General features: G+C 67.0%; 11 protein-coding genes and 2 pseudogenes. 10 read left to right on the forward strand and 3 right to left on the reverse strand.

Annotated elements, in window-relative coordinates:
• Positions 1 to 192: 192 nt before the first annotated feature.
• On the forward strand, positions 193 to 876 hold the full coding sequence (locus LBC97_07175) for an SAF domain-containing protein (GenBank protein MDR2565829.1): 684 nt from the start codon (positions 193 to 195) through the stop codon (positions 874 to 876).
• Between the two features lie 207 nt (positions 877 to 1,083).
• Here LBC97_07175 and LBC97_07180 read toward each other — a convergent pair whose 3' ends face one another.
• Entirely contained in the window at positions 1,084 to 1,449 is a 366-nt protein-coding gene (locus LBC97_07180) for a hypothetical protein (GenBank protein MDR2565830.1), read from the reverse strand.
• A 399-nt stretch (positions 1,450 to 1,848) separates the two neighbouring features.
• Here LBC97_07180 and LBC97_07185 point away from each other — a divergent pair, with 399 nt between their 5' ends.
• From LBC97_07185 to LBC97_07195, 3 genes are all read left to right on the forward strand, one after another.
• Positions 1,849 to 3,447 carry a hypothetical protein gene (locus LBC97_07185; protein MDR2565831.1) on the forward strand — a complete coding sequence of 533 codons (1,599 nt, stop codon included), beginning with the start codon at positions 1,849 to 1,851 and terminating at the stop codon, positions 3,445 to 3,447.
• A 332-nt stretch (positions 3,448 to 3,779) separates the two neighbouring features.
• Positions 3,780 to 5,408, forward strand: a complete 1,629-nt coding sequence (locus tag LBC97_07190; protein ID MDR2565832.1) for an acyl-CoA carboxylase subunit beta — start codon at positions 3,780 to 3,782, stop codon at positions 5,406 to 5,408.
• Positions 5,405 to 5,668 (forward strand): hypothetical protein, encoded by a 264-nt coding sequence (locus LBC97_07195; protein MDR2565833.1) that lies wholly within the window; start codon positions 5,405 to 5,407, stop codon positions 5,666 to 5,668. Before LBC97_07190 ends, LBC97_07195 begins: the two co-directional genes overlap by 4 nt.
• 160 nt (positions 5,669 to 5,828) lie before the next feature.
• On the opposite strand, the gene LBC97_07200 is transcribed toward LBC97_07195, so the two are convergent.
• Positions 5,829 to 6,677 carry a Bax inhibitor-1/YccA family protein gene (locus LBC97_07200; GenBank protein MDR2565834.1) on the reverse strand — a complete coding sequence of 283 codons (849 nt, stop codon included), beginning with the start codon at positions 6,675 to 6,677 and terminating at the stop codon, positions 5,829 to 5,831.
• A gap of 51 nt (positions 6,678 to 6,728) precedes the next feature.
• Positions 6,729 to 7,472 (reverse strand): Bax inhibitor-1/YccA family protein, encoded by a 744-nt coding sequence (locus LBC97_07205; GenBank protein ID MDR2565835.1) that lies wholly within the window; start codon positions 7,470 to 7,472, stop codon positions 6,729 to 6,731.
• 551 nt (positions 7,473 to 8,023) lie between these two features.
• Here LBC97_07205 and LBC97_07210 point away from each other — a divergent pair.
• From LBC97_07210 to LBC97_07235, 6 genes and pseudogenes are all read left to right on the forward strand, one after another.
• The gene (locus LBC97_07210; GenBank protein MDR2565836.1) at positions 8,024 to 10,063 is read left to right on the forward strand and encodes a sensor histidine kinase; all 2,040 of its coding nucleotides are present in this window, start codon (positions 8,024 to 8,026) and stop codon (positions 10,061 to 10,063) included.
• Positions 10,063 to 10,746: a response regulator transcription factor gene (locus tag LBC97_07215; GenBank protein MDR2565837.1), complete on the forward strand. Its 684-nt coding sequence runs from the start codon at positions 10,063 to 10,065 to the stop codon at positions 10,744 to 10,746. The genes LBC97_07210 and LBC97_07215 overlap by 1 nt, the downstream gene beginning before the upstream one ends.
• 346 nt (positions 10,747 to 11,092) lie before the next feature.
• Complete coding sequence (locus LBC97_07220; protein ID MDR2565838.1) at positions 11,093 to 17,602, forward strand: fibronectin type III domain-containing protein; 6,510 nt, start codon at positions 11,093 to 11,095, stop codon at positions 17,600 to 17,602.
• A gap of 3,480 nt (positions 17,603 to 21,082) precedes the next feature.
• Positions 21,083 to 21,172, forward strand: a pseudogene (locus tag LBC97_07225) (PKD domain-containing protein).
• 372 nt (positions 21,173 to 21,544) lie between these two features.
• Positions 21,545 to 21,772: pseudogene (locus LBC97_07230) on the forward strand (PKD domain-containing protein).
• Between the two features lie 282 nt (positions 21,773 to 22,054).
• Positions 22,055 to 23,028: VWA domain-containing protein (locus tag LBC97_07235; protein ID MDR2565839.1), on the forward strand; the 974-nt coding region annotated here is incomplete at its 3' end.

The following is a 23,028-nucleotide window of genomic DNA, read 5'->3' on the forward strand; positions in this document are numbered from 1 at the left end:
GGGGCAGGGTGCATGGGTGCCGGGAAGTGAGCGTCCACCTGTTCGGGGATCAGGTGGGGGCAGGGTGCGTGGAGCGCCGGGTGCTGATCGGGGTTTGGACTGACTGCGGTCGGCGTGGCTCGATGCCGGGGCCTTCCACAGGGCGGGGGTGTTACGGGCCGGTTCGGGCCGCAGGGTCGGTAGCGTCGCGGGGTGGGCAAGTTGCCAGAGCGCCGGAGTGTGCGGGCGTTCGCGTGGCGCGCCCGGTGGGCCATTTGGGCTCTCTTCGCCGCGCTGCTGGTTCGGATTGCCCTCCCCGGAATTGTGAGCGCGGCCACAGGTGGCGAGCTGGCTGTCGTTTTGGCGCGCAACATTGCGGCTGGGTCGGAGTTGACGGCGGCGGATGTGCGTCTGGCCCGCATTCCCGCCGGCGTGCTTCCGGCTAATGCCTTGGATGAGATTGACCAAGCAGTAGGCGGTCGCGTGGTCATTGATCTGCCCAGCGGAATGGTGCTGGTCGAGGGCCTCCTGGGAGAGGCCAGCGCAGTAGAGGGCATACCCGCAGGTCTGGTGGCGGTCGCTCTGCGGTTGAATGACCCAGGTCTGGCTGACGTTCTGGCCGCTGGTGATCGCATTGACGTGATGGCCTCCGCCGGGGCGAGCGCCTCCGGCTCCATCGCACCGGCTCAGAGGCTGGCCACGGCCGCTTTGGTGTTAGACGTCCCGGGACGTCGCGCCACCGAATCCGGCGACACGGGCGGCCTTCTGCCGGGGCCAAGCGGAACTGGAAGCGACCAGTCCGGCCTGCTCCTGGTGGGCGTGATCCCTGAGGAGGCGGCCCTGATCAGCGGAGCAAGTTCGTGGGCTGTTATAACGGCCGTCCTTGTGCCCGCCTGAGCAAGCCCCATGTTGTCGGCCCACCTGACCTGCCAATTTGGCCGCGCATGTGGCGCGGGCGGGTTTGGCTTGGGCGACCGGGCGGCGGGTGGCCCGGGCCGTGTCTCCTAAAGTCAGCGGACTGAACTGCCTATGCCAACAGGGTGGGACGCCGGTGGTTCACCGGCGTCTGCGGGGGAGGGACGGTCGCCGATGAAGTCGGGGCGGTCACCAGTGGGGCGGGACGGCTTCGATGAACTCGGAATCGGCCACCGTGTCGGCGTCGCCCCAGGTCTCGGACCGGTCGGCTTCGGAGCCAGCAGGCAGAGGATCGGCACCGGGAGGTGCCGGGCGGCGCGATCGGTGGGCGGCGTCTGGGCCAGGGGCAGTTCCGGCGCTTGTGAAAGCGCCGGTCGGGGGTCCGTCTGCGCAGGCAACGGGCCCCGCGCCCGAGGCGCCTCCGGACGCCGGAGGCTGGCTCCCAACCGGCGGGTCGGCCAAAGGCGGGGTCGGCAGGGGGCCGGTCAAGACGGCATCGGACAAGATGGTGGCGGGCGGGGACGCCGCGCGGCGATTGCGTCTGTTTGTGGCCACAAGCCAAGCTTAAGCGGCACGGGAAACGCCAGATGACGGGAAGGCGGGCCGACCGTGGGCGCGCCCTACCGGCCTCAAACACCCGCCCGCCGCCCAGCGGTTGAGATCTGCGACGGCGCGACGAATTGCGGTTTTGGCGGGTGCCCGGACCGACCGCGCCACGGTAATTGGCGTTTGGGTCGCGACCTTCTTCCGGAATTGCACCGGCTGAGGCAAACACGGGCCGAGGCGCCGGCGGTCAAATCCGGTGATCGCATTTACCGGCGTGTACTCACGGGCGCATGGCGTGGTTGACAGGCTGCAGGGGCGGGGGCATACTCGACGCAGTGCCGAGAAAGCCGAAGTCGGTGCTGGTCGCATGTGACAGTCCTTTCCCCGTGTCAATTTAGGAGTCCCCAAATGGAATCAAAACGGTACGGCGTTGACGCTCGCTTGCGGCGTCGGTTGGGCGCGGGCGGCGCGACAATGGCGCTGGCGGCGCTTGGCGTGATGACCAATGTGGTCCCGGCTGTCGCATCGGTCACCTGCGAGGACCCGGGCTACGGCTTGGTCTGCACGGTCACCGGCGCCGGCAATGTTGTGACCAGCGATCTCAATGCCTATCGATTGGCGTTCGAGGAAGGAGCGGAACTAACTGTTCAGTCGGGTGCCACTCTGACGGCGGAGAGCGTGGGCGTCAGCGACAATCAGACGAGCCAAGGTTCTGAATCCTTGCGAGTGGACCCAGGCGCAACGCTGGTGGTGAACGACCGGTTGAGTGACGTTGGCCTAACAAATGCGGGCCGGGCGGAGTTAGCGTACGCCGAATTCCGGAACAGCCTCACGGGAATCATCAATCTGGAAGGCGCGACGCTGACCTTTGCTGATTCGGCTGCGAGGATTTGGCGGGGGACGGGGCAGGCAGCGGTAGGCGAACCGGTGCTGGTGAACAGAGGAACGGTTGTGAACCGGAGTTTCTTGGAGATCGCCGGGGAGGTCGCCAATCAAGGAACGGTGGACAACACAGCGGGCTACGCGGTGCTGCTCGGCGGATTCGACGGGTGGACGGCCCCGGGTCTTGTGACGGGATCCGGCCCGTGGCAAGGGAGTGGCGACCATGCTCTGTGGGCAGAGGTTGAGCAACCAACAGCGTTTGACCAAGATCAATTCGACCGGGAGAGCTATAACTGGTATTTGGGCGCTTTGAGCGAGGAATGTCAAGCCGCGCTGGCTCTCACGGTCGATCCGCCTGCGAGGGAATTGCCGTATTCTGACGGCGTTTACTGGAACATGGTCGCGTCGCAGGGCGCGCAGGGCGTGGCGACGGCGCCTGCCTCCTGCGTTTCGGAGGAACAGAGATACGAATTCGACCATTGGGGCTGGAATGCGGGCGGCCTAGATTTCGAGCCCGTGTCGGATTCACCGCAGTACACCTTTAGCGTGGAGCGAGGGGTACGTCTGTTCGCGTTCTACCGGGTGGCGGGCTCGGACCCGTCGCCGTCGGCTCCTCCCGGCCCTTCCGCGCCCGGGCCAAGTCCGTCGCAGGGCGCCGGCGGTCCCACGCCGAGTCAGTCCGTGGCGCCGGCCGAATCCGAGTTGACCGAGGCGAACAGGGACGGTCTTGGTGTGCCGTCCACGGCTCCGCGCGGGTCAGAAATAGCAATCGCAATTGAAGGAGCGCGTGCCGGCGAGCGGGTGAGCGTCTACTTGTTCTCCGACCCGGTGCTTTTGGGTCAGCCGACAGTCGCGGACAACGGCACTGTTGAGGTGGCTTTGCCGGCCTCGATTTCCGGTGACCGCCACCGGATCGCGGTCTACGCGGCAGATGGGTCCCTGATTGGCTGGGACTGGATCACACTGACAGGCGGCGGGAGCGGCGGCCCCAGTGCGTCGGCGTCTGGGAGCGGCACCGCGCTGCCGGTCTCCGGAGCTTCAGTGTTGCCGTTGTCCTTGCTGGGCGTCCTCTTGATTGGCGGGGGCGCGGGGCTGGTCTGCCGCCGCCGAGCTCTCATGCGCTGACCGCGTTACGCCAGACAGGACCGGCCCCGGGCTGAATTCGGGGTTTGGATGGGCGCTCGCGCATTGGCGCGGGCGGGTTGCGGGAACGCGAGGTCCATGGTTGGCGATCGACCGACCCACCTGGCGCCGGGGTTCGGCCGCGTCGACCAGAGCTGCGAGCGAGGCGGCGGGGGTGGCGGGGACCGCAACGACTCGGCGGCGGGGTTGTAGGGGACCGACAAGGAATCCAGGCGGGGCCGGATGAAGAGGCATGGAAGGCAAGCGGCGCTTAGGCTCTAGTCAACAAAGCCGCCTCTGGGCGGCGTCCGCTCTGACCAGACCGAGGAACACGTTTGACAGCCACCATGCCGCCCCGGACGGCCGCCGCCGAATCAGCGCCGGGCCGCACCCGGAAGCTGCTGACCGCCCATGCAGAGAGGATGGCGGAAGCGGTGGACCGGCCGGAGGAGGGGGCGCGGGCGAAGCAGCACGCGCGCGGCAGGCTCACGGCCCGCGAACGGATTGCGTACCTGTTGGACGAGGGTTCGTTCATCGAACTGGACGCCTTGGTGGAACACCAATCGCAGGCGTTCGGGTTGGACGGAAAACGAATCCCCGGGGACGGGGTGGTCACCGGCTACGGGACTGTGGACGGGCGTCAAGTGTGCGTGTTCGCGCAGGACTTCACGGTTTTCGGCGGGTCGCTGGGGGAGGCGCACGGCGCGAAGATCGCCAAGGTTCAGGACATGGCGTTGCGGTTGGGGGTGCCGATCATCGGGATCTCGGACGGCGGCGGGGCGCGCATTCAGGAGGGCGTGGCCGGGCTGACCCAGTTCGCGGAAATGTTCCGGCGCAACGTGGCGGCGTCCGGGGTGATCCCGCAGCTCTCGTTGATTCTGGGGCCGTCCGCCGGCGGCGCGGTTTACAGCCCCGCGCTGACCGACTTCATCGTGATGGCCAAGGACACCAGCCACATGTTCATCACCGGGCCGGATGTAATCAAGACGGTGTTGGGCGAGGACGTGACCTTCGAGGAATTGGGGGGAGCGGAGACGCACACCACCAAGTCCGGGGTGGCCCATTATGCGGGCGAAGACGAACATGACGCCATCGACTTCGTCAGGAACTTGCTCAGCTACCTGCCGCCGAACAATCTGACCGATGCTCCGAGTTACGCGGCGCCGGACCAGACGGTGCCGCTCGATCCGGCTCCCACTGCGGACGATCTGGCGCTGGACGGGCTCATCCCCGATCTGGACAACCGCCCCTACGACATGCACCAGGTGATGGAGGCGGTCCTCGACTACGGCGAATACCTGGAGCTCCAAGGCTCTTACGCGCCGAACGTGATCACGGCTTTCGGGCGGGTCGAGGGCCGGTCGGTCGGGGTGGTGGCCAACCAGCCGCTGGCCATGGCGGGGACGCTGGACATCGCGGCATCGGAGAAGGCGGCGCGGTTTGTGCGCACCTGCGACGCGTTCGGCATCCCGGTGCTGACGTTGGTGGACGTGCCCGGCTTCCTGCCGGGAACGGGCCAAGAATGGGACGGGATCATCCGCCGCGGCGCCAAGCTGATCTACGCCTACGCCGAGGCGACCGTGCCCCTGGTGACTGTCATCACCCGCAAGGCCTACGGCGGCGCCTACATTGTCATGGGGTCCAAGAAACTCGGCGCGGACATCAACCTGGCGTGGCCGTCCGCCCAGATCGCGGTCATGGGCGCGGAAGGTGCCGTCAACATTTTGCACCGGCGGCCTTTGGCCCAGGCGGCGGCCGAGGGCCGGGAGGCGGAAGAACGCGCCCGCCTGGTCGCCGAATACGAGGAAGCGCTGGTCAGCCCCTACGAGGCCGCCAAACGCGGCTACCTCGACGCTGTCATCCAACCGCATCAGACCCGCTTCCAGGTGACCGCCGCTTTGCGGGCGTTGCGCACCAAACGGGTCGCCACGCAACCCAAGAAACACGGGAACGAGCCACTATGACACCGCAGCTGAGCATTGTCCGGGGCGCCGCCACACCCGAGGAGTTGGCCGCGTTGACCGCCTCTTTGGCCGTTTTAGCCGGACAGTTTCAGGCCTCACAGGTGCCCGATGCCGTCCATCCGCCCGCCCGAATCACGCCAGGCGGCGTCGTGGCAGGCCGGGCGTCGGCTCCCCGCGCCGGCGGCGGCGCCTCCGCGTGGAAGCGACAGGCGGCGGGCTGGCAGACGCCCAGCCGCTTTGGGACCTGGCCTTTCGCCTGAGACCCTCCTCCTTGCGCCTGGACGCCATCATGCGCCAGAGCGCTGGGCCGACAGCCCAGCGCGCGGCTTTGTCAGGGCCGTCTTCAAGCATTCAGATGTCAAGGAAAGCGAAAGGGGCGCGTCCTTGCGGACGCGCCCCTTTGAATGAGCCGGGGAGCGGTTAGTTTCGCTGCAGGATGGCCAGCCACCGCAGGATCTGAATGTAAAGGAAGATCAGGTCCAGCAACAGGCCAAAGGCGGCTGTCCAGGCGTATTTCGCCGGTGCCCCCGACTCGACGCCGCGTTTGATGAAGTCGAACGATTCGACCAGGCAGTAGGCGCCCATGAGGATGACGATTGGGCCAATGATCGCGCCCAGAGGAATACCGAAGACCTCGATCGACGTGTCCAGACCGAACATGCTTTGGTTGATGCCGGTCCAAACCAGCGTCGCGTTGACCAGCATGTAGAGCAGGTACGCGAGCAGGCCGATCGAGACTATGCGGGAGAACTTGCCGGAGGCTCGCACCTTGCCGCTGGCGAACAGCGCCAGAGTGATGCCGAAGACCGCCATTGTCGCCAAGACGGCTTGCATGACGATCCCGCTCCAGACTGAGTTATAGACCATCGAAACGCCGCCCACGAAAACGCCTTGGCAGATGGCGTACACCGTGATCAGCACTGGGCTGGGCTCCCGCTTCAAGGCGTTGACGAAGCCCAAGACGAACCCGATGATGCCGCACAGGTAGAACATTGCGGGGAAGGCGGGCGTGAACAGCCACCCGACCGTGGCGCCGACCAACATCACTGCCAACATGCCCACAGACTTGATGAGCACGTCGTCATACGTCATGCGGCCGGTGTCGACCGGGCTTGCCGAGGGGGCGGCGTACATGGCGCTCAATTGCGCGGCGGATGCGGTGGTGCCGTACGGGCCGTACGGGTTGTAGGGGGTCTCGGTGTAGCCAGGGGCTCTGAACTGGGATTTGCCGTTGAAGGCCCCAGAGTGGGTAAAGGCCGGATTGCTCATGCCCAAATTCTAGTGGAAGCCGCCCACGGAGTGATAATGCCAGCGGTCAGCCTATGGCGGAAAACGGCCGTTGCCGGGGCAGCGCGCGCTGGGCGGACCAGACGGCATCGGCTGTTCGGGAGACTTGAAGCCCGAAGCGGTTCCGGTGCCCGGCCTAACCAAGAGGCAGAAGGCCGCTGCCCAGGAATACCGCTCGGGGACGGCGGATTCGGCATTCGCCTTGATGAAATCGAAATCCATGACGAAGCCGTATGCGCGCAAGAGGACGCCAATCACACCGACAATGGCACCCAACGGGACGCCGACCACTTTGATGTCGGTGTCGAGACCCAGAGGGCTTGAGGACAGGCCCAGCCAACGCCAGAGGATGGCCGCCACCGCGTAAAGGATCATGCCGTTGAGGCCGATGAAGAAGACTTGCGTCATTCGGGCAGAGGCTCGCACCTTGCCACTGGCGAATAGCATCAGAGTGGCGGCGAACACGGCGATGGTCGCAAGCACGGCTTGCAACACCACGCCGTTCCAGTTCGCGTCGAATAGCTCTGCGATTCCTCCCACCATCAAGCCAAAACACAAGGCAAAAGCAACGATTGGAAGCGGGAGCAGTCGCGGGCTTCGAATGACCACCGTTGATAGGCCAATCGAAGCTGCCGGGCCCAGCCAAGAGACCACCGGAAACGAAGGCGTGAACAACCAACCCGCAACTGCGGCGGCGAGCAGACAGGCCGTCACAAGCACGGACTTGATCAACACATCCTCGTAGGTCATTGGCGCCGTCTGCGAGCGGTTCGGCATCGGTACCGTCGCCGTCGGCTTCTCAGCCGCCCCTATCCAATATGGGTCCGACCGGTGTGGGCGGGATCGCGGCCTTGGCGGCTGGCCTGCTGGGGCTGGGGTGGCGCTGGCTCACGCCGGGCGGGCCAGACAGCGCAGGAACACTCTCAGGTGATTGGACCGAGCGCCGGCCTCGATGCGGGCACCGTCCCCGGCCGCGTGTTCGGCCGAGCCTGGCCTGGGTGGGGTCGTTAAGGTCAGGACAGGACCCTCACCCGCTTTTCACCGCCGGGGGTCTGCTTCGATCTCAATTCGCGGCGCCGTTTCAGTCGGTACGGGATCCTCGCGCTCCTTTGGGGGGCCGGGGGTCGGCTTCTATCTCATTTCCAGTGCGGCCGCCGATGGCGTCGCAACTCGGCCCGCGCCTGCTCTGAACTGCCGCCGGTGGCCCCGGCCGGCTGGTTTCGTTGGCGCCCTGCCCCGTGCGGTCGGCGCTACGCTGGTCTCGGTCTGTGGGCGTTGGGCCTGGGGCGCGTGGCCCGGGTCTGCTTGCCTGGTGAGAGGAGCGGCCGGTGGATAAGCGGATCGCTGTGGGTGTCGGGTTCTGTTCGCTTGTGGTGGTGTGTTTTGTGGCGGTGAGTGTTCAGGCTGCGCCCAGCAATTACGTGCGGCCGGGGGCGGAGGGCGGCTGGGTTGATTTGTCGGGCGTGGATTTCAGCGAGGATATCGCGCAGCTGGACCCGGTGGTCTTCGTTCATTATCCGGGGCAGTTGCTCGCCCCGGCGGAGGCGGGCGAGCCGGGCGGGGACGCGGTGGCGTCTTTCGGCACTTATCGGGCGCGCGTGGTGTTGCCCGGGCCGGGTGTTTACGCGATGTCGCAGACCGCGAACGATATGGCTTTGCGGGTGATGGTAGACGGGCAGGTGGTCGGGGAGCATGGCCGGGTGGGGCGGACCGCCGGGGAGAGCCGCGCTTTGGCCGGGCCTTTCATCACCGCGTTTTACGCCGCCGGTGCGGATGTCGAATTGTCTTACCAGTATTCCGGGTTCGTTCGCCACTACGGGCCGCCGAGCGTCAATTTGGGTACTTTCAAGCTAATCGTGGCGCAGCAGGAACGCTTGGCGTTGCGGGGCACGCTGTTCGCGGCGTGTCTGCTGATGGTGGCCCTTATGGCGCTGGGGCTGTACGTGTTCTTGGGCGTTGAGAAGGCTTTCCTGTGGTTCTCGTTGTCCTGCTTGGCGCTGATGATCCACTCGAGCACGCGGGGGGCGATGCTGTTGACGCTGCTGTGGCCGATCGGCTCGGCGGCGTTGGCACGGGTCGAGTACTTGACGCTGTTGTGCGTGATGTGCGCGTTCTTCCTCTACGCGGAGGCTGTGTTCGGCCGCGCCGGGCGCGCGGCCGTGCGCCGTGTCGGGGCGGTCGGGCTGGTCTTGTACGCCGTGGGGGTGTTGTCGCTGCCGCCGTTGGTGTTCACCGCGATGCGGGTGTGGTTCTTGGGGTTCGCGGCGGCGTTGGCGGTCTACTTCAGCGTGGCGCTGGTGTTGGACCTGGGGAGGCGGCGGACGCGGGCCGGGGCAGGCAGGGGCTCCGCCCCGGCCCGGAACGCCGGGGGCGCGGGCGGCGTTCGCGGCGGCGCCGGCGGTGCGGCGGCCGGGGGCACCGCGGGGCCGGGCGCGGTGGCGGAGCGGAATCTGGTGTTGGCGGCGGTGTTGCTGATGGTGGGGGTGACGCTGTCCGAGGAGGCCGTGTGGAGCCGGGTGCTGCCCGACCGGCTGGGTGACGGCGTTTTGACGGATTGCGCGATGATCGGTGTGGTCCTCCTCAACGCGATGGCTCTGGGCTTGCACGCAGTGCGCGCCAAGCGGGAGCTGGGGCGGGCCCAGTCGCGCGAGCGGGAGTTGCGGGAGGCGAACCGCGTGTTGGACGAGTTGGGCGCGGCCAAGACGAGGTTCGTGTCGAACATCAGCCATGAGATGCGAACGCCGCTGACGGTCGTGTCCGCCAACGCGCAGCTGTCGAAGGCGCTGCTGATGGCGGACGCGGACAAAGCCGAGATCGCCGAGCGGCTGGACGTGGTGGACGGCGAGGCGCGCCGCCTGGCCCGCATGGTCGGCGAGGTCCTCCGGTTGAGCATGGTCCAGGAGGGCGCCAAGGGCTTCGCGCGGGTCGACCTGCGGGGTGTCCTGGAGACGGTCGCCGGGGTCTACAGGACTTTGTTGGAGGAGAACGGCAACGCGTTGCGACTGGATCTGCCGCGCGACCTGCCCCACGTCCGGGGCGACGCGGACGGGCTGGTGCAGGTGTTCGTGAACCTGCTGGCCAACGCCAACGCGCACACCCGGGACGGCGAGGTGGCGATCCGCGCGGGCCGCGTGGGCGGGGAGGTCGTGGTGGCTGTGGCGGACACGGGAACCGGCATCGCGCCGGAGCTGCTGGCACGCGTGTTCGAGCGAGGCCGCTCCGGCGACCCGCGGGGCGCGGGGGTGGGGTTGGCGGTCAGCAAGATGGTCGTGGAGCGGCACGGCGGCCGGATCGACGCGGCGAGTCCGCCCGGCGCGGGCGCGACCGTCACCCTGGTGCTGCCCGCCCTTGAGGGCGGGGAGGGCTGATGCGGCGCGGGAAGATCTTGCTCGTCGAGGACAACCTGGAGATCCAGCGGGCGAACGCGCGCCTGCTGCAGCTGAGCGGCTACGCGGTGGCGACGGCGTTCGACTTGGCCGGGGCGAGGGCCGCGGTCGCCAGCGCGGCCCCCGACCTGGTGGTGCTGGACATCCTGCTGCCGGACGGCAGCGGCGTCGCCTTTTGCGAGGAGATCCGGCGGGTGACCGACGTGCCGGTCTTGTTCTTGAGCGCTTTGGGGGAAACCGGCGACGTTGTGGAGGGGCTCCGCGCCGGCGGCGACGACTACCTGCCCAAGCCCTACCACTACGACGAGTTGACGGCCCGGATCGAGGCGTTGCTGCGGCGCGCCCGCCCAGTGTGGGCCCCGACCGTCAGAGTGGGTTTGATCGAAGTCGACCTGGTCTCGCGCCGCGCCTCGGCGAACGGCCGGGACTTGCTCCTCGCCCCCAAAGAGTTCGCCTTGCTGGAGATACTGGCCCGGCGGGCGGGCCAATACGTCTCCGGCGCGGAGTTGTATGAGCGCGCCTGGGGCATGGACCCCGCCGACGACGTCCGCACGGTCTGGGACCACATGTCGAGGCTGCGGCGCAAAATCGGGGCGAACGCGGGCGTGCGCTTCGAAAACGCCCGCGGCAAGGGCTACCGAATAACCGCCCAGCCCGGCCAATAACCCCCACACCCGCCGGTCAGGCGGACACGGGCACCGGCCCGCTCCGACCGCGCCGCCCAACAGTTCGCTGGCGCGGCCAGCCGGCCCCGCCCCGAAACGCCTAAACCCGCGCCCGCCAAGGAGTCATAGCCCACCCGGAAGCCAACCTCGACAAAATACGAGGTTCACCGCTGGGCTCCCCCACGCCGGGAACCCTAACCTTGCGACTGTCATGAATGCGGCCGCGCCGGCCGGCGGGGGAGGCGCGCCCGGCCGTTCCCTTGACGCCCACCCCACATTGAGGAGCGGTTCCACCAGCTCAAAGGCTGCGCTCCCGTACGCCTGCAAGAACCGAAGGAGATCTCGGATGAACACCATCCCCCTCAGGGCGTCCCGCTGGGCCGCCTGTCTAGCGGTGGCTGTGGCCGCGACCGGCGGCGTAATCGCCACCACCGTGGCGCCGGCCCCGACAGCGCTCGCGGGCACGCAGCCTGCCGGCAGTGTCAATGCCAGCCTCAACGCGCTTAGCGCGTTGGGCTTCTCAACTGACCCGGAGGATCTGGCCGGCTATGACAGCAACCGTGGCGCCTACCAGAACAACCCCTTCGGCTCGCGCGAGGGCACGTTCGGCACCAACTACGACGAGCGGCTGACCATCACGCAGAACGGGTCCGAGATGTCCGTTGGGCTGAGCGACTTCGCCCAGCGGGACACAAAGTGGCTGACGGAATCCGCCAACGGCTTTTTCAGCTCAGATGAGCAGGTGATCTCCTCGGTGACGACATCGTTCCTGCCGTACCAGGCCGAGGCTTCGGAGCTGACCCGGCCCCAGCAGGCGGTCGCGGTGGTGTACGCCGCCGTGGTAGGGGGGAACACCGAGGTCCGTTTGCGGGTGCTGGACTTCACGGACAGCGCCACCGCCCCCAAGACGGCGGCGCTCAACGCCAGCTTCCCCTTGGGGCCGGGGGTTCTGGCCCGGGTGAACGGTGTGCCGCGATCAGATCTGGTGTTGAACATGCTGGCCGTGCAGACCACCGATTTCACCGGCGACGGCCTGGCTGACTTGCTGGTCAACCTTCCGGCGGTGGACGCCGCCGGCAACTTGGTCTCCCCGGTGGGCCGACTGGTGGTGTTGGAGCGCGCCCCCGGCACCTATGTCGACCGGGAGGATGCCTGGACCGTCCACGACGCGCCGAATGAGGGCTTCACGCCGGATGAGTTGGAGGTCGTCGACTACACGGGGTCCCTTGACGGGGTAGAGGACGGCACCGCCGCGCCGAACATGGTCTCGCTGACCACCGGCGACGTGAACGGCGACGGCGCCGATGACGTGCTGGCGGCCTTCTCCTATTTCGAGACGATCGACGGCCAGGGCTACACCGAGTCCCATGCCACCGGCGACCGGAAGCGGCTCTACGCGCGCGCCTCGCTGAGCTATCAGCTAGTTGGGTTGGCCGGACGCACGGCCAGCGGCGCCGGGCCTGTTCCCTCGGTGTTCATAGACCAGACTCCCGCCACGCAGCAGCCCAAGCGCCCAGGTGTGTTGGTGACGCGGAACTTCGGGTCGATCGACCTCGACACGTCCGGCTCCGCCGCCAGCGATGTGCAGGTCATAGTGGCCGGCACGGGCGAGCTCCAAGCCGTCGGAAACACCGAGTGGGTCGCCTCTACCACGCAGGTGGGCATCTTCGCCTACCACGCCTTGGACGCGACCACCGGCGAACTCAAACCGCTTCCCCACCAGCGCCTTGGCGGGTCCATCCCTGGAGCGGAACTCAACTACGACCTGTACACCGCTCAGTTCCGACGAGGCGCCTTCCTGCGGGCGATCGCTGATGACCCGGATGCTCCCGGCTGGTTCGAGTTTGTCGAATACACCAGCGAGAAATCGGTCGTGGATAGCGCCCGTGAGCACAGCACCTATTTCGGCAGGGAGAACCTGCCGACGGCCATCGCCGAGATGGAGTTGGACAACCAGGAGCCGGCCAGGGGCCAAGACGGCTACAGCGGCTACCAAGGCGGCATTGGGCTGTTCACAGACGGTTCGATCACCCCGATCGGCCGCCGCCAGCAGACAATCACCCGCGATGGAGGCACACCGGATGACCCATCGGATGACACCACCGAGCAATTCTGGTACTTGCACGTCGGAGGAGATCAAGTCCAGAATAACGCGTTTTACCAATCGCCGGTGGGTTTGCTGTACTACTGTGGGGACTACTCCGACAACCGGGCCGGCAGCGGGCTCGGCACCAAGGACTGGTACATCGACACGGTCGAACGGTGCGTCTACGCGTACGCGAAGATGGAATTCGGCGGTGGGTCGTTGACCTCAAATGCCAATACAGACCTGTACAGTGCTTCGAGCGCCTACTGGGACAACACCTACGCTGATAAGTGGACCCGCTCGGTTTACACCGCCGGGAACCAGGAATACGGCGGGCAGCATCGCACCGACTTCATCCACGGCGTGCAGTCCGGGGCGGTCGAGGGCAGCGATGAATCGATCAAGTGGTATCCCTTCGGTCACATCCGAGACGCGGACAAGTGGTGGTACTGCGAGCAAGAGCTTTTCAGCTGGGAGGATATCCGTGGCACGGGCGGCTGCTTCTTCACCAGGGCCGCCGCGCTGAAGGAACAGGTGCAGTATTTGCTGACACCGGCGACGCCGACCGCGACAGACTTGAGCCCGGACGCGACCGCCGCCAAGCTGGTCTTCCTGGACGGAATCGCGGACTTTGACGACGGCCAAGGTTCCAACTATCTCGGAGAGGACCATCGGTTCCGGGACGAGGGCAAGCAACAGAGGTACCTCAACTACATCGCCGACCGGGAGGATGAGTGCCAGCGTTTCAGCCAGTGCATGCAGACCCTGGTGCTGGGGGCGAAGACCGAGAATCTGAACACGCCCCAGGGTAAAGACCTGGTGTCGGTGCTGTTCCCGGCGGATATCGACGCCGTCACCTACTACTACAAGTACTACCAGGTGGAGTACTCCGAGCCTTCGGTGATCGCGCTGCTGGCCGCGCCGCCACGGTTCAAAGATTTGGAGGCCTTGGATGACGGCGACGCCTTCTCAGACTCCTCGACCAGTTTCTCGCTGAGCACCGGAAGTTCGCAGGAGACCACTTCCACCGGCACCCTCACCGCTGGAATCTTCGCGGAGTACGACCATAGCATTTCGGTCTTCGGCATTAAACTGGCCACATTCAAGGCTTCGGTGGAGGCCACTTACACACACGAATGGGAGCGGGCCAAGCAGACGTCCCGGACCACAACCACCACGTTCTCCACCCACCGGGGCGAGGACACCGTGGCCCTGACGGTCATCCCCACCGACGCCTACTACTTCGACGTGGCCGTACCGGACGGCAAGGGCGGGGTCGGCGTGGCCAGTACCTTTGCCATCAAGGCGCCGTACGCGCCCATCACCACCGCCTGGGAAGTGGGGTATTACAACGAGATCGCGGAACGCTACGGCTTGCCTCAGATTGGCGACGACGTGATCAAACACACGGTGGGGCGCCCGGAAACCTATGCGCAGTACGCGGACGACCCAAGTTTCACCGAGAAGGCCGACTTCTACGTCACCCCCGGCTACGGCACCGCTTCAACGGCGCAGGAGTTGACGTTCGGCGAAGAGAGCACCCAGGGGTCCACCAACGGTTTCAACATCACCACCTCGGTCTGCGCCGGCGGTGGCGGTGCCTGCGTGGGCGTGACTGCCGGCGGAGGCTACACTGAAGGGCGCTTCTACACCGATTTCACTGAGACCACCTTCGCCGGGGAACAGAAGTCCCTGCCGCGCGACCCATCTTGGCCAGCCGGTAGAGAACCCTACAGGTTGTCCTGGCGGCTGCAGGCCAAGTACATCGACTGGCCCAGGGCGGTCTACGACCAGTGCGACTCCTGCGGCGAGGGCTATATGGCCACCTACCCCCAATTCCCGTACATCACCTACGGGGTCAAACAGGTCCGATCTGGCCCCGCCCTGCCGGACAACCTGCGGGTCAACGGGGCGACCAGCCGCTCGGTCACGTTGGCCTGGGAAAACCCGGTCGACCCGGCGAATGAGGCGACCCACTACCAGGTCTATGTCGACGAGGGCTACGGCCTGCAGACCTTGGAGAGTTGGCGCGTCCCCGCGACCGAGACCGGTTTCGCGGTCAACGGCCTAGCGCCGGAGACCACGTACGGCTTCGCCTTGGTGGCGGAGAACGAGAACGCTTTGTCTCCGTTTGATCGGTCTGTCATGTCGACTTCGGTCAGCGCGCGCACCAAGGTGTTCGGCACCAGTTCCCCGGTGGTTCACATGGACACACCCCTGGTGGTGGTGCCAATCGGGGCCTCAGCCCGGCTCGGGGTAAGCGTGGAGCCGGTTGGCGCTGATCTGAACGCCGTCTCCTACCAGTGGGAGCGGGCAAGCGACCAGGGCTGGGTGACACTGACCGGCGCCACCCAGGCGACCCACAGGTTGGACCCGGTGGGGGCGGGAGACTTCGGCATGTACCGCTGCGTGGTGACCGAGCGGATCAGTGGCAAGCCCGTGATGGTCTACTCCGCGACAGCCGAAATCCGGCAGGGCAAGGCCCGCGCCCCGTTGGGTCTGCGGGCCGAGGCCGCCGATGGCGCCAAACGGGTGGACCTCAACCACTACATAACGCTGCGGGCGGACCTGGCGGACATCATGCCCGCGCTGCCGCCCACAGGCCTCATCAAGGTGCACGTCACCGGGCCGGAAGACTTCTTAGAGGAGCTGAGTTTCCGCATCACCGCCACGCAGGGCGAGTTGGTGGCGGGTGCCGAATCCCGGTGGGGGGCGCGCCGGTGGAACGCGGACAGCGGCACGGCTTACCTGCCCGTGGGCGACTACCAGGCGTGGGCGAGCTACGAGGGCGACACGTCCTATCAGGCGGCGACCAGCCCCACGGCCCAGTTCACGGTCTACGACTCCGACGCGGAGCCGCCCACCGCGATCCACACCGTGGAGGCGAGAGCCGAGGCCGGGGGCAGTATCAACCCGGCCGGGGAGACACCGGTGACGGACGGCAATAGCCTGACCGTCACCGCTGTTCCCGCCGAAGGATACGTGTTCACCGGATTCACGGTGGATTCCGCGTCGGCGCCGGTGACGGGTTCGGATTCGTACACGTTCACCGCGGTGGGGGCAGACCACCAGATCGAAGCCCACTTCTTGGAGGCCCTGGACACCGCCGACCAAGTGGTGGCGTTCGACGGCAATCCGCACCACTACCAGGTGCGCCTGGCAGATCCCTCCTCCGGGTTGGCTCCCGCCAGCTTCGCCCTCAGCTACGAGCTGGTCGGCGAGCCAGTCGCGGTGCCCACCGCAGTCGGCACGTACACGGTGCATCTGACCCGGCCGGCCGATTCGGTGGCCTCGGCGATCGACGTCACCCTCCCCACGGGCTTGACCATTGTGGGTGCCGTCCCGGCCGCCCCTGGCACGCCAACCATCGCGGAAAGCGGCGACCAGGGGGACACCATCACGGTCACGTGGGCTCCGTCCGCGCACGATGGCGGCCTGGGACTGTCGTATTACCAGGTCACCTTGGTGGGCGCCGACGGCACCGAGATCAGCCAGGTGGTCAATCCGGGGGCGACGACCGCCGTGTTCAACCAGTTGGCGCCGGGGGCTTACACCGCCACCGTCGAGGCGACCAACGCCATGGGGAGTTCCAGCGCGTCGGAGCCGTCTGAGCTGCTCGGGATTGGCCAAGCGACTGTCCAACGCTTGGTGGTCAGCGTCCAAGCCACGGCGCTGGCCAAAGGCGAGCCGGTGGTCGCCACCGTCGAGGGATTCGACCAATACGGCAACTCTCTGGGCGACCTGACCCACGAGGCGGTCCTGACGACCGAGACTCGGGCGGTGTTCGTTGAGGGCACATCGACGCTCAGCCGGTTCGTGTACACCATCTGGGCCACCTACCAGGTGCCCGGGACTTACACGGTGTTGACCTCCGCGCCGGTCGAGGTCGAGGTCTTCGACCCGGCCTCGCTCGTGGTGGCGGTCTCTGGGACCGCCCGAGTGGGTGAGACGCTCCTGGCCCACAGCCTGATCGATTGGCCGCTGGAGTTGCAGTGGGTGCGCGACGGGGTCGACATCCCCGGCGCGACCGACACGAGCTACAAGCTCACCGCAGCCGATGCGGGCACCGCCATCGCCGTCCGGGCCACCGCCGACTACGGCTCCGGGGAACTCGTCAAGACTTCGGAGCCGCTGGTGATTGGCCGGGCTTCACCGACGCTGACCGCGGCCCTGGTCAAACAGTCCGTCACCACCGAGGAATGCGCCCAGGTTGTGGTCCAAGTGGCAGCCGAAGGCGTGGAGGACATCGACGGAGAGTTGACGGTGACCGTGGGCGATGTGACGGCCACTGGGCAGGTGAGCAACTCCGAGGGCACGGTCACCCTGCCGCTGTTGCCTGCCGGGACGTATGAGGTCAAGATCACCTACGGGGGCTCAACGGCGGTTGAGCCGGCCTTCACGGTGATCCGGAGCCTGACCGTCACCCAGGCCCCCGGCACGGACCCGCCGAGCACGGACCCGCCGGGCACCGACCCGCCGGGCACCGACCCGCCGGGCACCGACCCGCCGGGCACCGACCCGCCGGGCACGGACCCGTCGAACACCGACCCGCCGGGCACGGAGCCGTCGAACACCGACCCGCCGGGCACCGACCCGCCGGGGAGCAACCCGCCAGGCACGGACCCGCCGGGGGCCAACCCGCCGGGGAGCAGGGCACTGCCGGTGACTGGCTCAGGCAGCTTGATCCCGCTGGCCGGCGCCGCCGGGGGCCTGCTGGTGGCTGGCTGGCTGCTGATGGCGGCGGCCCGCCGCCGGCGCCGCATGGCATGAGGCGGGCGGGGCTGGGGGCCAGGGATGGGCTGTCCTTCGTCCCCCCAGCTCCGCCTACATTCTCCGAGCTAGCGGCGCGCCTTGGCCACACCCCGTGGCCGGCGCGCCGCAGCCCGGGGAATAAGCAAGAACGGAAACCTCGCCGGGTGGTCGGCCCTGCTGGAAGACCAGGTCGCGTTCGACGCCGCGTCGGACGGCCGCTTCCCGCTGATCACAAACACCGATCCGAGAGACCTCTCGATCCGGTCAGCGTGGGGGTGAGCAAATCCTTGCCCTGATCCAGAGCAAAGACCCCCGTAGGCCGCGACCGGCCGACGATCAAAGAAGGAGCTGATCCGCACGCCCGGAAGCGGGCCACCTTCGAACGACCACGAGTCGCCCACGCCAGGCTGCGGGGATCGACCTGGGAACCCCTGGCCCAGACGCGTTGAGGGCTGGCCAGCGCCCCACCTGGCCTCAAGGCCCGACAGCCTCCCCAGCCCGGGCCATGCCGCACCCGGCGACCAGGGACGGCCCCGCCGGATCGCCTGCCCGCCCAGCGCCGCCACCGAGGCGGCGTTGACAACCAACGAGTTCCCGCCCGCCGCACACCCCGAAGCCGCCCAGACGCCGCGAGGCGCTGCACCTGCCTCTGCGACATCCAGACGCCGGGCCGCTTCAGCCGTCACCATGTCCACGAAAGCAATAATGGCCGCCTGGGCGACGGATAATGCGCGTGGGCCGCGCGAGGAAGCGGAAAGCCGAGCCACAACGCACCTACCGCTCGGACCGGCCGCCCTTAGCTGGCTGTTTGACCATTGCGAGCGGCGGCTGATACCGTTGCGCCAACCTGCCAGCCACCGGCAGTGCCGCCCCGCCATGAGTTAACGGGTGGCGTTGCCCGATCAGTTTTCAAGGTGCCCGATTATGCGTTTCTTCGCCCATTCGCCTCATCCGAAATCCGATAGCCGTTTGCCACTTAACACCGGTCTGGAACCACCCGTCCTGGCGGGGCGGCCGCGCGGACGGCGTTGGCTGTTGAGAGGCGGCGGCTTTGTGCTGGCTGCGGCCCTGGGCCTGGCGGCCTTTGTGCTGCCAGCCCAACGCAGCGCCGCAAACGCGAGCGGGTTCTACATGGAGAAGACGGTGTTCGGGCCGAACGAAGAGGTTTGGATCATGACCGGCCAACTGAGCTCAGGCTGCGACGGCTGGGTTTCGACGGTCTCCGACCTTTTCGTGGTTCCGCACGGCAGCGTGTCCGGCGGGGGAGGGCTAAGCGACGTCTCCGGCAATCCCAACACTGTTATCAGCTCCTCATTGGGGAGCTCCATTTTCATGGTCGGGATTGGCTGGACGGCGCCTGGAGGCACAATCGGCCCGGGCACCTATGACATAGTCGAGGATGTTTGCCAAGATGGGCAATTCAACGCCGGCGAAGATTCGATCCTCAGCCCAGCGTTCACAGTCACGGGAGTCAACCCGCTGAACCCGCCGTCGATCGAAAGCACGCAAGAAATCCAGGCTATGAAGACTGCGGCCGGCAAGCAGGCCACTCATTACGAGAACCTGGCCGAGGGCTGGGACTGGTTCTGGTTTGTTTACGGTATGACCCGCCTCCCGAATGTTGTGGACGGCGCGGACGCCGCGGTTAAGACGCTGATCGACATGGCAACTTGCTCAAGGATGCCCAGCGTTTGGGGGTACGTGTGCCTTGCCGCGGTGTTACGGATGGACAACCGCACAGGCGTGGAGGATCTTCGCGGCATACCGTCCAGCTTCGGCAGGCACCAGGCGCGGGTGTACCGGGGGATCGAAGCGGACCCGCCAGACCCTGACTACGCCGATCCGGTGACGTTGACCCAGGTGGAGGCTTTGGGCACGGGCGAGGGCACCCAGCTGCAAAGGGCCTTCCAAGAGTTGTATTACGCCCAATACGAGGAAGGGACAGCCGCTGAGGCGTTCCTGCACGCGTTGGAACGGTATCAAGGGGCGCAACAGGCCCCGGACGCGGCCGCCGCGTTGGCGCAGGCGCGGGCGGCGTCCAACTACGCCCGCCAGGCGATCGCGGGCATTGGCGCGCAGGCTTCCGCCCGCCAGGCCTTGCTGGGCCTGGAACAGGCGCAAGGCACTCCACTGATCAGCGCCGACATGGCGGCCACGCTGACCGAGATCCACGAAAGACTGGCAGGTGGCGGGTCCCTCACCGCCGAGGAGGTCACCTCTCTTGAGGGCTACGGCCTAGGCCCGGCGCAGCGGCAGGAGTTCGTGGCCGCAGTTGTCGACGATGCCGCTCTGGCCTCCCCGTACATGTCGTTGACCGAGTTAGACGCCGCGTCTTCGGCCACCGAGGCGACCCTGGTCACGGCCTACCAGAAAATGATTGGCCTTTTTGACGGCATAGCGGACCAATTGGAGACGGCTTTGGCTGACGCGAGTCTGCCCGCTCATCCGGCCGTCGCCCTGAGCGGACCCGCGGCAGTCGTGGTGGGCGGGACCGTGACGGTCGCGGCCGCCACCGACGCTGGCAACACTGTGGCTTGGGACACCGACGCGGACGGGGCGTTCGACGACGGGACTGGGACGACGGCATCGGCGGTGGCGGGCCATTTGGGCGCCAACCCGGTGGGCGCTTTGGTGACGGACGCGGCCGGGCGCCAATCGGTGGCTTATCACCTGGTGACGGCCAGCTACTCGGCTTCTCATCCTTTGGCGGTGGCGACGAACCCCGTGGCGGGCGGTGCGGTGAGGGTCGCCAACGGCGAAAAGGCGAGCTTCGATGTCACTCCGGGCCACACGGACGGGTTGGCGGTGACCGTGGCCTGGTATGTGAACGGCCAGGCGGCCGGCACAGGCAACCACCTTGAGGTGGTGGGCCGCTCCACCGCGCCGAACCAATACGTTGAGGCGAAATTGACGGACGTGAACGGCGTCTCAGAGTGGCTCCTTTGGGAAGTTGTGACACCCGCCGCGAGCGGGGCCTCCAACCTGATAGCTGGATTCACGTCCCAGGCTTCGAACGGCCTGGTCGATGTGGCCTGGGACCGGGTGGGCGGCTCCGTGGCGGACGTGTCAAGCAACTACTCCAGCGGCTGGGACGCGCCGCTGGCGATTTCCGCACCGGGCTCGTGGTGCACAGCCTACGGCGCGACTCAGGACCAGTGGATCACAATCGACCTGGGCGCCGACTGGGCGCTGACGGAGGTGCGGCTAACCCCGTATTCGTCCTACTACATGCCGGACAGCGTGGTCTGGTCGGTCGGCGACGCTCCCACCGGGCCGTTCACGGCGTTCGCCAGCGGCTCGTTTGCCACTGCGGGCGTGGCAGAGACTTGGGCCGCCCCGAACGGGACGCATGGCCGTTACCTGCGGCTTGACATCCCCAAGGTGGCGGGCAGCGATCCGTACATTTGCCTAAACCGGATCGAAGCGATGACGGGTCAACTCGGTGGGGCGGAAGTGGCCTTCCGCGATGCCTCGACCGGTCCCGTGGCGGTGACTGGGTGGTCTTGGAGCTTCGGCGACGGCTCAACCTCAACCGAGGCGAATCCGACCCACACGTACGCCGCGCCGGGCACATACCAGGTGTCCTTGAACGCGCTGGACGCGAACGGGACCAGCACGGTCTATCAGCGGCGCCAGGAAGTGGCCGAGCCGGTCACCCCCACCGTTGTCTGGCCGACCGATCTGGTCGAACGGCAGTACGGAACCCTTACGATCGACACCACGGGGCTGGCTTCATACCGCGTGGACTGGGGTAACGGCGTTTCGATCACCGACCAGACCGCCGCGTCGTGGGGGACTACCACAGCCATCTCCTCTCTGAACCCCAACTACGCGGACAGCGGCACCTATCAGGTGACCGTCACAGGCAAGGACGTGTTTGGCCGGGCGACTGGTCCCGTCACGCAAGCGGTGACAGTGGCGAACCAGGCGCCGACCGTGTCTTTGGTGGCCGCGCACGAAGTGTTCGGCGGTCAGCCATGGAACCCCGGCCTGTACGTTTGGGACGCGGACGGCGACCTGCCGACTTTGACGTGCAATTGGGATTACGGGGATGGCGCCACGGCGAGCGGGGTGTGCTCCGCTCTTTCGGCCGCGCAGGGCCATGCCTACTCGCCCGGCACCTACACGGCCACTGTGACCGTCACAGACAAGGACGGCGGCCAGGTGCAGGCCTCGGCGACGGTGGTGGTCAAAGCCTCGCATTATGTGAACGTGTACCCGGTGGCGGGGACCGCGACGGCGGACAGCGTAATCATGCGGGTGAAGGTGTGGAATTGGTTCGATTGGACTGAGGCCGCGGGGGTCGAGGTGGAGTTGTCGGTCGGTTCGACCGTGGTGTCGGTGACGACGGACGCGCACGGTCTGGCGGAGGCGCGGGTGCCCCGTGTTGTGGGTGCGCCGGTGGAGGCGGAGGTGGTGTCAGCGCCCGGCATGACCGCCCCGCAGGGTTCCGATTCCAATGACTTGTCCATGATCGGCAAGCCGCAGGGCGACGTGGTGTTCCTGGTGGACGATTCGGGTTCAATGGGCGGCGCGATTGAAAGCGTGAAGAACAACATTGACTTCATCGCGGACCGGTTGGGCGCCGCCTTGGACTATCAGATCGGGATCATGCCGCTGGACTACGCCGGTTCAGGGCCGCGCATCTTGACGCCGGCGACCGATTCCCTGCCGTGGGTCCATAATGCGGTCGCCAAACTCAACGCTTCGGGCGACGGCGAGTTGGGCCCAGACGGGATCGTTTCGGCTTTTGATTCCAGGACCGGTTTGCGCGCGGAGGCGGCGAGTTGCCTGGTGTTGGTGGCGGACGAGCCGACCCAGTGGTATTCGCACACGGTGGCCGAGGCCACTCAGGCATTGGCTGACAACGACGCGACGTTGTTCTCGATCGTGACGATGACCGCGAACGCCCGCAATCAGGAGTACCGGGACATGGCGACGGGTTCTGGCGGCGCGGTGTTCGACATCGCGGAGTTCGTGAAGGATCCGCAGCCGTTGTTGGACGCTTTGACGACTCAGTGCGTCGCTTCGGTTGTTGAACGCCCGGATTTGTCGGTGACGGTGGGCGACGGCCTGGCGGAGGTGACGCAGGACGGTTCGGGCGTTCACACGGTGGTGGTGTCGAACGACGGCATGGTGGACGCGACCGGCGTGGCGTTGACGTTGGACGTGACCGGCCCGGCCAGCCTCGGCGCGGTGTCTGGTTCCGGTGTGGCGACTCCGTTGCCGGGCGGGGGTTCGCAGGTGGCGTGGCCGGGGTTCGCCTTGGCGGCGGGGGCGACCGCTTCTTTCACGGTCGCTTGGTCTCCGGCCGCCGGCGCCGTGCCGGGCGACCTGGTCGAGGTCGTGGCCCGGGTCGCTGACGACGGTTTGAATGGCGCGGATTTGTCGCCGGCGAACAACACCGCGTCTGATTCGACGGTTGTGGTGGCGACCCCGGGTCA

The sequence above is a fragment of the Bifidobacteriaceae bacterium genome (assembly GCA_031281585.1).
Classification (GTDB): domain Bacteria; phylum Actinomycetota; class Actinomycetes; order Actinomycetales; family WQXJ01; genus JAIRTF01.